General features: G+C 54.3%; 8 protein-coding genes. 2 read left to right on the top strand and 6 right to left on the bottom strand.

Features of this window, described 5'->3' with window-relative positions:
* Window positions 1-47: 47 nt before the first annotated feature.
* Genes SHIM_RS01495 through rpsL form a run of 4 tightly spaced genes read right to left on the bottom strand, consistent with a single transcriptional unit; the run spans window position 48 to window position 3786 of the window.
* On the bottom strand, window positions 48-764 hold the full coding sequence (locus SHIM_RS01495) for a sulfotransferase family 2 domain-containing protein (protein WP_082358221.1): 717 nt from the start codon (window positions 762-764) through the stop codon (window positions 48-50).
* Window positions 765-789: 25 nt separating this feature from the next.
* Window positions 790-2907 carry an elongation factor G gene (gene fusA, locus SHIM_RS01490; RefSeq protein ID WP_054000843.1) on the bottom strand — a complete coding sequence of 706 codons (2118 nt, stop codon included), beginning with the start codon at window positions 2905-2907 and terminating at the stop codon, window positions 790-792.
* Between the two features lie 21 nt (window positions 2908-2928).
* Complete coding sequence (gene rpsG / locus SHIM_RS01485; RefSeq protein WP_054000842.1) at window positions 2929-3399, bottom strand: 30S ribosomal protein S7; 471 nt, start codon at window positions 3397-3399, stop codon at window positions 2929-2931.
* 15 nt (window positions 3400-3414) lie between these two features.
* Complete coding sequence (gene rpsL / locus SHIM_RS01480; protein ID WP_054000841.1) at window positions 3415-3786, bottom strand: 30S ribosomal protein S12; 372 nt, start codon at window positions 3784-3786, stop codon at window positions 3415-3417.
* A gap of 394 nt (window positions 3787-4180) precedes the next feature.
* Here rpsL and SHIM_RS01475 point away from each other — a divergent pair, with 394 nt between their 5' ends.
* On the top strand, window positions 4181-4996 hold the full coding sequence (locus SHIM_RS01475; RefSeq protein ID WP_241488762.1) for a putative rhamnosyl transferase: 816 nt from the start codon (window positions 4181-4183) through the stop codon (window positions 4994-4996).
* On the opposite strand, the gene SHIM_RS01470 is transcribed toward SHIM_RS01475, so the two are convergent.
* Window positions 4972-5859, bottom strand: coding sequence for a DMT family transporter (locus SHIM_RS01470; RefSeq protein WP_054000840.1), 888 nt, complete (start codon window positions 5857-5859; stop codon window positions 4972-4974). The genes SHIM_RS01475 and SHIM_RS01470 overlap by 25 nt on opposite strands.
* A gap of 239 nt (window positions 5860-6098) precedes the next feature.
* Here SHIM_RS01470 and SHIM_RS01465 point away from each other — a divergent pair, with 239 nt between their 5' ends.
* Window positions 6099-6554, top strand: a complete 456-nt coding sequence (locus tag SHIM_RS01465; RefSeq protein WP_054000839.1) for a hypothetical protein — start codon at window positions 6099-6101, stop codon at window positions 6552-6554.
* A gap of 142 nt (window positions 6555-6696) precedes the next feature.
* On the opposite strand, the gene rpoC is transcribed toward SHIM_RS01465, so the two are convergent.
* Window positions 6697-10944 (bottom strand): DNA-directed RNA polymerase subunit beta', encoded by a 4248-nt coding sequence (gene rpoC, locus SHIM_RS01460; protein WP_054000838.1) that lies wholly within the window; start codon window positions 10942-10944, stop codon window positions 6697-6699.
* Window positions 10945-10965: the final 21 nt, after the last annotated feature.

The raw sequence follows: 10965 nt of genomic DNA, 5'->3' as shown, positions 1-10965 counted from the left end.
CAATGGTGCCGATGTTGCAGTGCGGTTTACTGCGCTCAAACTTTTCCTTAGCCATTGGCTTTTCCTTTCATAGTTCGCCGTCTCGATGTGTCTCGCTGCGGCTCAGAGTTTCCGTCCAAAAACGGACCAAAGAGGGTCAAGTCCTCTTCATACATTTTTTCGATTTGGCGACGTCCGGACTCGCTCAGGTCGTCCACCGTGATTTTGGGTCCCGCCGTCATAAGATGCCGAAGCGGCGGGAGTTCTCGATCCAAATTGGATTGCAGATCCTCCAAAAACTGAGGGACCTGTTTGAGTGTATAAATCGCATCAAAATAGGAAGGATCCGACCCCAAAAAGAACGACAATGGTTCCAAATGATGGGCGACCCCCACATGCGAAGCTCGGTACTTGTCGAGCTTTTGCACAAAGGTTTCCAAATCCGGTTCTTGGGGAAGACCCCCAAATACACGCAAATCGCGAATACGGCTTTTACGTTTCAGGATTTCTCCCTCGACGATACGATTGCGATACACGGACACGACACGCGAGACCGGATCACGAATGATCGCGGCACGCCAAAAACGATTCCGACTGGGCTTGCTTGTCCGTCGGAACGGGCCCGTGGGATACAAAGTGTGAATCCCAATCGTTTTCCCGCTCACTGTAAGATTGTCCGCTGCAAAACCATTTTCATACTCAAAGAACAAGTGACACAACGAAGTGCTCAAGCATTTCGGTACGGTAAATACCGAAACTTGCTCTTTTGGCAACATTATTGTCATTGCAACGGACCTTTTCAGACGCCGGTTACGCGTATTTCGCTTGGATCTCTTCCGAGATGTTATTCGGCACCGGATCGTAGTGATCAAACTGCATGGAGAACTGGGCACGGCCCGAGCTCATGGAACGCAGCGTGTTGATGTAACCGAACATGTTGGCCAAAGGCACAAATGCATCGATCGCAACAGCGTTACCGCGGTTTTCCTGACCAGACACCTGCCCACGACGGGAAGTAAGGTCACCAATGATGCCACCAGTGTATTCTTCCGGTGTGATCACTTCGACTTTCATGATTGGCTCAAGCAGTTTTGCACCCGCAAGACGCATGCCTTCACGCATGCACATACGACCCGCAATTTCAAAGGCCAGAATGCTGGAGTCCACGTCGTGGAACTTACCGTCAAGCAGCTGAACTTTGAAGTCGATCACAGGGAAGCCAGCCAGAGGGCCGCTATCCATGACCGATTTGATGCCTTTTTCAACACCCGGGATGTATTCTTTTGGAACCGAACCACCAACAATCTTGGACTCAAAGGAGTACCCTTCGCCCGGCTCTGTTGGAGAGATCAACAACTTCACCTCGCCGTACTGACCAGACCCACCAGATTGTTTCTTGTGGGTGTAGCTGTGCTCGACTTCGTGACCGATGGTCTCGCGGTAAGCAACCTGTGGGGCACCAATGTTGGCTTCCACTTTGAACTCACGACGCAGACGGTCCACGAGGATGTCGAGGTGAAGTTCGCCCATGCCTTTCATGATGGTCTGACCGCTTTCGATGTCAGTTTCCACACGGAAGGAAGGATCTTCGGCGGCCAAACGCTGCAGGCCAGTCGACATTTTCTCTTGGTCGCCTTTGGTCTTAGGCTCAACAGCGATCTCGATCACAGGATCGGGGAACGTCATTGTTTCCAGAACCACAGGATCGTTGATCGCGCAAAGCGTGTCACCGGTTGTGGTGTCTTTCAGACCGCCCAGAGCGATAATGTCACCTGCGAATGCTTCGCTGATTTCATCACGGTCGTTGGAGTGCATGATCATCATGCGGCCAACGCGCTCTTTTTTGCCTTTGGTCGAGTTCAGGAAGCTGTCGCCCTTTTCGATTTTACCGGAGTAAATACGGGTAAAGGTCAGCGAGCCAACAAAGGGGTCATTCCAGATTTTAAACGCCAGAGCCGAGAACGCCATTTCGTCATCTGCACGACGTGCAATATCACGAACTTCGTCATCATCGCCGGGTTTAAAGCCCATATAATCAACGACGTCCAGCGGGCTGGGCAGATAGTCAATCACAGCGTTAAGCAGGGGCTGAACACCTTTGTTTTTGAACGCAGAACCGCCCAGAACTGGCACAAATGCCATTTCCAGTGTGCCTTTGCGCAGCAATGCACGCAATGTTGGCACGTCAGGCTCGTTGCCTTCCAGGTATTCCATCATCGCGTCGTCGTCCATTTCGACGGCGGCTTCGATCATTTTGCCACGCCATTCATCGGCCATGTCCTGAAGGCTTTCACGGATCGGTGCTTTGATCCACGACGCGCCAAGGTCTTCACCCTGCCACAGCCATTCTTCCATGGTTACCAAATCCAGCAGACCTTCCAGCTCGGTTTCTGCACCGATAGGAATACCAACCGGAACAGCGGTCGCGCCGGTGCGGTCTTCGATCATGTGAACGCAGTTAAAGAAGTCCGCGCCGATTTTGTCCATTTTGTTGACAAAAACCATACGTGGAACTTTGTAGCGATCAGCTTGACGCCAAACGGTTTCGGTCTGGGGCTCAACACCAGCGTTGGCGTCAAGAACACAAACAGCACCATCGAGAACCGCCAGTGAACGTTCAACTTCAATTGTGAAGTCAACGTGGCCTGGGGTGTCGATGATGTTCATGCGGAACTTTTCAGAATCCGCAGTCTCACCGTCCTCGGTGCGCTCCCAGAAAGTGGTTGTCGCAGCTGAAGTGATGGTGATGCCACGTTCCTGCTCCTGCTCCATGTGGTCCATGGTTGCAGCGCCGTCGTGAACTTCACCGATGTTGTGGGACTTGCCCGTGTAAAACAGGATCCGCTCCGAACAGGTGGTTTTACCTGCATCGATGTGAGCCATAATCCCGAAGTTACGGTAGCGGTCGAGGGGATATTCGCGTGCCATTGGTCTAATGTCCTCTGGAAATTACCAACGATAGTGGCTGAAGGCTTTGTTTGCCTCGGCCATTTTGTGCGTGTCTTCGCGTTTTTTAACAGCAGTACCGCGCGAGTTCACAGCATCCATAAGCTCGCCTGCAAGGCGCTCTTCCATGGTGTTTTCGTTGCGGTTGCGAGAAGCAGTGATCAGCCAACGAATGGCCAGTGCTTCGCGACGCTCAGGGCGCACTTCAACCGGAACTTGATAAGTGGCACCACCCACTCGGCGTGAACGCACTTCGACCGAAGGTTTGATCAGGTCGAGCGCTTCGTGGAAAACTTCCACAGGCGCACGTTTGATTTTCGCCTCAACGCGATCAAGCGCGTTGTAAACGATCGTTTCCGCAACCGACTTCTTACCGTCGATCATCAGGTTGTTCATGAATTTGCTCAGTACCTTGTCGCCAAATTTGGCGTCAGGCAAGATTTCGCGTTTTTCAGCGGCGTGACGACGTGACATCTCAGCCTCTCCTTCTTACTTGGGACGCTTGGCGCCGTACTTCGAACGACGTTGCTTACGGTCTTTAACACCTTGGGTATCCAGAACACCGCGCAGGATGTGGTAACGGACACCCGGAAGGTCTTTTACACGACCGCCGCGGATCAGAACCACAGAGTGTTCCTGAAGGTTGTGGCTTTCACCCGGGATGTACGAAATCACTTCGTAACCGTTGGTCAGGCGTACCTTCGCAACTTTACGCATAGCGGAGTTCGGTTTCTTAGGTGTGGTTGTGTACACGCGTGTACAAACGCCGCGTTTTTGCGGGCATTGCTCGAGGTGCTGCGACTTCGAGCGCTTGATTTTGGGCTGACGCGGTTTGCGGATCAGCTGTTGGATCGTTGGCATAGGGTCTCTTTCCCGTTTGCTTCACTCAATTTACGCGGGCGAACCCGCGCGGCTTTTGTCTTTCTCGCAACTTGCGTTTCCACAAGCGCAAAAACCGCAATCGTTTCCATTCCGAGGCAAACGACGCGGTGGAGTCTCAGAGGTTGCGGTCTTCAAAGTAGACCAGAACTTGACCACTACAGTTATGAAACGGCTTAGGGGTTACTTATCCCAATGCCGGATGGCCGCGATATATGGGGAGTCGGAGCCGTTGTCAACAGGGCCAACATAACGGTTGCTAATACCATATCCACCACCCTGTTCGGTTGCGTCCGGTTTCGCGCAATGACATGATAATCCGCAGGTGCGCAGAACGCGCTTTGCTCAATACCGACGATATCACGGGGCCTTCGCAATGGACAGCAAGGACATGCAAGTGATCGGCGTTTGCCGATTTTCTTATCCCGCCCTGGGCGGCTTTCAGGTTGAGCATGAAACCCCTGAAGAGCGCATGGCATTCCTCTACGATCCTGCCCGTATGGAGGAGCGGTTTCGTATTTTTGAAGCCTTCACTTTGCCGCCTTTGCGCGCTCAGACCGATCCGGATTTCACTTTTCTGGTGATCATTGGCGATCAGATGCCAGATGTGTATCGCAAGCGCCTCCAAACCGCGCTGGCAGACATTCCTCAAGCTGTTGTCGCGGCCTATCCCCCCGAACCACACCGCGATATTATGAAAGTTGCGATCAACGCTGTGCGCCGCGACAGCAAAGACCACTGCCTGCAATTTCGCATGGATGACGATGACGCCGTCAACATCCGCTTTGTTGAACGATTGCGCGAGCGGGTGAACGATCTGCACACGCTCATTCGCAAGAACAAACACGTCGCGATCGACTTTTCGCAAGGCTACATCGCCTCGGCTGGTCCCGACGGTATTGGCGGCAAACCCACCATGGAACACCTCTGGACTGCCGCGCTGGCGATGACTGTTAGCCCTAAGTCAGACATCACCATCCTGAACTTCGGGCACTCAAAAATGGGGAAATTCATGCCCATTGTCAGCTTTGCTGGTGAAGACATGTTCATTCGCGGCCATAACGAATTCAACGACAGCCGCCAGAAAAACGCGAAACCGCTGAGCCTACCGCTTCTGGACGCCGAAGACGAAGCGCACTTCAAGCGAGTATTCAACATCGATGCCGATCACGTTCGCGCGCTGTTCTCCTGAGCCAATTTTCTGCCGCGCAACAAAGTGAACACCCCTGCCCCGACAACAATCACACAGCCCAGCAGAGTGGTCGGGTCCGGCCATTCACCAAAGACCACCAACCCAAGCAACAGCGCCCACAGAAGTCCTGAGTACCGGAAAGGCGCGGTGAACGACACTTCCCCCAGCCGCATCACCATGACCGAAAACAGATATCCGCCAAGGATGAACACCGACGCGCCGCCGATCAACGCGACCTGGTGAAGGTCCAAGGTCACCCACTCTGTGTCAAGACTAGCGACCCCGGCAAACAGCATCACACCGAGTGAGGCCACCAAAGTCACGGTCATGGATGGCACTTCCGCCGACATCCGCCGTGTCGACAGATCTCTAACGGTCACAAAACAGACAGCCCCAAGCGCGTATCCGGCATAAAGGTCAAACCCTTCGGGACCTGGCCTGACGATCAGCAACATACCCAGGAAACCGGCCAGAATGGCCGACATCCGCCGCCAGCCCACCGCCTCGCCGAACAGCAAAGCGCCACCCAGCGTAACGGTCAGCGGCAACACCTGCAAAATCGCCGTCACATTGGCGATTGGCATGTGGTAAAGCGCGGTAATAAAGAGATATGCCGCGCCTATCTCGGCGCAGGTGCGCAAGGCCACCAGCCCCCAATCCCGTCGCGGTATCCGCCACCGCAGATTGCCCAATGCATGGGCCAGTCCCCAGATCATCAGGCTCGACGCCACACCGCGCAAAAACAGCATCTGAAACAGCGGCACTTCTGGTCCCAGCAACTTCACGCAGGTGTCGTTAAACGTAAACGCCGCCATCGAGCACATCATCAACAGCGCGCCCTTAGTGTTGTCTGACAGTGCCATCTGCGCGCTCCGGTGAAGTCAATCGAACGACGCTACGCCCGGCCAGTGGGATTGCCAAGGGGATGGGGCAAATTCGCGGAGAACTCTCTTGCGGGGAACGCATCGGACTCATTGAGATGTCTGTTGCTGGAAGTGTCGCGAACCATGTCCGGTCAAATGTCAGTCAATGCCATTTGAAATACTCCGAGGTCTGGTCCGAGCCCTTTGTGTCGCGACCCACATTGGGATAAAAGTGGCGAATGATTCATAAATTTTTTTTCGCGGAGCTCTCGGACAACCCAGCTTTCGACTATCAGCGCTATTACGGCATGGATGCAGACGTTTCACTGCACGATGACCTTGTCCAATACATCAATGACAGTTTGTGGTGGATATCTAGCTTCAATCCTGCGTGCAACATGGAACCCCAGTCTGGACTGAACATGTTTGGGCCAACTGTTATCCGAGCTTCTGGAGCTGAGAGGCTTCTGCGCATTTCAAAGTCTTGGGCCTCTTTGTTTAAAGAGTCGCCGCCTGAACTTAGTTTGACAGGAGGGTTTGAACTTGAGGAAGGGCAAAGCCTTGAAAGCGGCACCTATGCAAAACACCATATGGACCGAGATAAGGTCGTCTCAAGCTTTGAAAAACTCGCAGTGACTTGTCTTAGAGTGAGTGAAAGCAAGGATCGCACTTTCATCATGCACTTTGGGATATGACAAGACGGGATGATGCCTTAAGTCTTTCAAAGACAGCTTCGTCCCGCATAGCTGCCCTCCGGTTCCACACCCTCACCAAAACAGAAAAGGCCCCCGACGCAATGCCGGGGGCCTTTCTCAATTCTCAAACCGTTAAGTCGACTTAGTCGAGCTCGCGGCTTTCCGGGGTTTCCACCAGACCGCTGTCAAACACGTCGTCGGCCTGCACATCCTCAACCGGGGCTGCCAGCGCGGCGGCGGCTTCTGCCTCCTCGCGACGGGCCTCGATGACCACATTGTCCCGTTCGGATGCAATGGAGCGCACATGCTGTGTCGCCCCACCGGTACCCGCAGGGATCAAGCGACCCACGATGACGTTTTCCTTAAGACCAACCAGCTTGTCTCGCTTACCTTGCACAGAGGCTTCGGTAAGAACGCGCGTGGTTTCCTGGAACGACGCCGCCGAGATGAACGACCGTGTCTGCAAGCTCGCCTTGGTGATACCAAGCAGGATCGGCTCGCCCTTGGCGGGACGACGACCTCCGGACACTGCCTTCTCGTTGGCGGCGTCAAACTCAGCTTTCTCAACGTGCTCGCCTTTGAGCAGTGTGGTTTCACCAGAGTCCTGGATTTCCCATTTCTGCAACATTTGGCGCACAATCACTTCGATGTGCTTGTCGTTGATCTTCACACCTTGCAGGCGATAAACGTCCTGAACTTCGTCGATCATGTAGTCCGCCAGCGCTTCTACACCCATGATGGACAGGATGTCGTGCGGTGCCGGGTTACCGTCCATGATATAGTCACCCTTCTGGACAAAATCACCTTCCTGAACAGGAATGTGCTTGCCTTTAGGCACCATGTATTCGACGGGCTCCATGCTCTCGTCCGAAGGTTCGATCGAGATGCGACGCTTGTTCTTGTAGTCGCGGCCAAAGCGCACGTAACCATCGATTTCGGCGATGATCGCGTGATCTTTCGGACGACGTGCTTCGAACAGTTCAGCAACACGTGGCAGACCACCGGTAATGTCCTTGGTCTTGGCGCCTTCACGCGGGATACGCGCGATAACGTCACCAGCTTGGACATCCTGCTGTTCTTCAATCGACAGAATGGCGTCCACAGACATCGGATAGTGAACCGGGTTGCCTGCATCGTTGCGCACAGGCTCACCATCGGCGTCTACAATGATCACCTCCGGCTTAAGCTCGTTGCCTTTTGGCGCAGAACGCCAATCAACCACGATTTTCTGTGTCATACCGGTCGCTTCGTCGGTCTCGTCACGCACAGCGATGCCCGAAACAAGGTCGACAAATTTGGCGGTACCCGTCTTCTCCGCAAGGATTGGCAGAGTGTAGGGATCCCATTCAAACAGCTTGTCGCCGCGGCCGATCTTCTGGCCGTCTTTGACAAACAGCTTAGAGCCATAACCAACTTTGTGGTTCGCACGCTCTTCGCCGGCCTCGTCGATGATCAACAGTTTCATGCCACGACCCATGACGAGGATCTCGCCATTTGCGTTTTCAAGAATCTGCGCGTTTTCAAAGACGATCTTGCCTTCTTGGCTGGCTTCGAGGAACGACTGCTGGCCACCTTGTGCAACGCCGCCGATGTGGAACGTCCGCATCGTCAACTGTGTACCAGGTTCACCGATCGACTGCGCCGCGATGATACCGACAGCTTCGCCGGTGTTCACCATGGTGCCGCGTGCAAGGTCACGACCGTAACACATTGCACAAACGCCCTCTTCCGCTTCACAAGTCAGCGGGCTGCGGATGCGTGCGGACTGAACCGCTGCTTCGTCGACGGCATCTGCCATACGTTCGTCGATCAACTGACCTTCGGCTACCACCACTTCGTCGGTGCCTGGCTTGAGGATATCCTCAGCAGCCACACGACCCAGCACGCGCTCTGCCAGCGAGGCCACAACCTCACCGTCATTAACGGCTGCTTCAGCGGTGATCGCAGTTTCAGTACCACAGTCATGCGCGCGCACGATGCAGTCCTGAGCAACGTCCACCAGACGACGTGTCAGATAACCCGAGTTCGCAGTCTTCAAAGCCGTATCCGACAGACCCTTACGGGCACCGTGGGTGGAGTTGAAGTACTCAAGAACGGTCAGACCTTCTTTAAAGTTCGAGATGATCGGTGTCTCGATGATGTCGCCGTTTGGCTTGGCCATCAGGCCACGCATACCGCCCAGCTGTTTCATCTGAGTGACCGAGCCACGCGCACCGGAGTGGGCCATCATGTAGACCGAGTTCGGTTCCGCTTCAGAGCCATCTTCATCCGTTTGCGCGGACGAGATGGTGTCCATCATCGCGTCGGTAACCTTGTCGTTACACTTGCTCCAGGCGTCGACAACTTTGTTGTACTTTTCGCCCTGAGTAATCAGGCCGTCCATGTACTGCTGTTCAAAGTCTTTCACCTGATCGCGTGTACCGTCCACGATCGTCCATTTGTTGTCAGGGATAACCATGTCGTCTTTACCAAACGAAATGCCAGCCTTGAACGCTTCACGGAAGCCCATGGTCATGATCTGGTCACAGAAGATCACGGACTCTTTCTGACCGCAGTAGCGGTAGACGGTGTCGATGACGTTCTGCACGTCTTTTTTCCGCAAAAGCTTGTTCACCAGCGCGAACGGAGCCTTGTTGTTCTGCGGCAAAAGCGAGCCCAGACGCACACGACCAGGCGTGGTTTCAACACGTTCCATCACCTCAAGACCGTTTTCGTCGATCTGCGGGATACGCGCGGTGACTTTGGCGTGCAGGTGCACTGTGCCGCTGTCGATCGCGTATTGCACCTCGTCGAGCGAGCTAAAGACCATGCCTTCACCCTTCATGCCATCACGCATGATCGTGGTGTAGTACAGACCCAAGATCATATCCTGAGAAGGAACAATGATCGGCGCGCCGTTTGCAGGCGACAGAACGTTGTTCGTGGACATCATCAGAACGCGCGCTTCCAGCTGGGCTTCCAGCGAGAGCGGCACGTGAACAGCCATTTGGTCACCGTCAAAGTCAGCGTTGAACGCCGAGCAGACCAGCGGGTGCAGCTGAATAGCCTTACCTTCGATCAGAACGGGTTCAAATGCCTGAATGCCAAGACGGTGCAGCGTAGGCGCACGGTTCAGCATGACAGGGTGTTCGCGGATCACTTCGTCCAAGATGTCCCAAACTTCGGGACGCTCTTTCTCGACCAGCTTCTTGGCTTGCTTCACGGTGGAAGACAGACCTTTGGCTTCGAGACGTGAGTAAATGAACGGTTTGAACAGCTCCAACGCCATCTTCTTAGGAAGACCACATTGATGCAATTTCAGTTCCGGACCGGTCACAATCACCGAACGGCCAGAGAAGTCGACGCGCTTACCCAAAAGGTTTTGACGGAAACGACCCTGCTTACCTTTCAGCATGTCGCTGAGCGATTTCAACGGACGCTTGTTGGCGCCGGTGATCACACGACCACGACGGCCATTGTCAAACAACGCATCCACAGATTCCTGCAGCATCCGCTTTTCGTTACGCACGATGATATCGGGCGCACGCAGTTCGATCAGACGCTTCAGGCGGTTGTTCCGGTTGATCACACGACGATACAGATCGTTGAGGTCAGAGGTCGCAAAGCGGCCCCCATCCAGCGGCACCAGCGGGCGCAGCTCTGGCGGGATCACAGGGATCACGGTCAGGATCATCCACTCCGGACGGTTGCCGGATTCAATGAAGCTTTCGACCACTTTCAGACGTTTGATGATCTTCTTGGGCTTCAGCTCACCAGTCGCTTCTGCCAGATCAGCACGCAGCTGCTCGGCTTCGGCTTCCAGATCAATCTGGGACAGCATCTCACGGATCGCTTCGGCACCGATGTTGGCGGTGAAGGCGTCCATGCCATACGCATCCTGCGCATCCATGTACTCTTCTTCGGTCAGCATCTGGCCGTAAGTCAGGTCGGTCAGACCAGGCTCGATGACAACATAGTTTTCGAAATACAGAACACGTTCCAGATCACGCAGTGTCATGTCCAGCATCAGGCCGATGCGCGATGGCAGCGACTTGAGGAACCAGATGTGTGCCACTGGGGCGGCCAGCTCGATGTGGCCCATGCGCTCGCGGCGCACTTTCTGAAGCGTAACTTCAACACCACATTTCTCGCAGACAACGCCGCGATATTTCATGCGCTTATATTTGCCGCACAGGCATTCGTAATCTTTGATCGGGCCAAAGATACGCGCGCAGAACAGACCGTCACGCTCAGGCTTGAACGTACGATAGTTGATGGTTTCCGGCTTTTTGATCTCGCCATAAGACCACGACAGGATCCGCTCTGGCGATGCCAGCGAGACTTTGATCTCGTCAAACGCTTTTTGTGGCGTCAGCGGGTTAAACGGGTTGTTCGTCAGTTCCTGGTTCATTTTGATACCTCAAATTCTAGG

This window comes from Shimia sp. SK013, from assembly GCF_001292625.1.
GTDB lineage: Bacteria > Pseudomonadota > Alphaproteobacteria > Rhodobacterales > Rhodobacteraceae > Shimia.
The sequence above is the reverse complement of the archived record's forward strand: the minus strand, read 5'-3'. Positions and strand labels throughout refer to the sequence as shown.

Coding starts and splice junctions, on each gene's coding strand:
- rpsG (WP_054000842.1), bottom strand. CDS start 3,399: ATGTCACGTCGTCACGCCGCTGAAAAACGCGAAATCTTGCCTGACGCC.
- SHIM_RS01470 (WP_054000840.1), bottom strand. CDS start 5,859: ATGGCACTGTCAGACAACACTAAGGGCGCGCTGTTGATGATGTGCTCG.
- SHIM_RS01475 (WP_241488762.1), top strand. CDS start 4,181: ATGGACAGCAAGGACATGCAAGTGATCGGCGTTTGCCGATTTTCTTAT.
- SHIM_RS01495 (WP_082358221.1), bottom strand. CDS start 764: ATGACAATAATGTTGCCAAAAGAGCAAGTTTCGGTATTTACCGTACCG.
- rpsL (WP_054000841.1), bottom strand. CDS start 3,786: ATGCCAACGATCCAACAGCTGATCCGCAAACCGCGTCAGCCCAAAATC.
- rpoC (WP_054000838.1), bottom strand. CDS start 10,944: ATGAACCAGGAACTGACGAACAACCCGTTTAACCCGCTGACGCCACAA.
- fusA (WP_054000843.1), bottom strand. CDS start 2,907: ATGGCACGCGAATATCCCCTCGACCGCTACCGTAACTTCGGGATTATG.
- SHIM_RS01465 (WP_054000839.1), top strand. CDS start 6,099: ATGATTCATAAATTTTTTTTCGCGGAGCTCTCGGACAACCCAGCTTTC.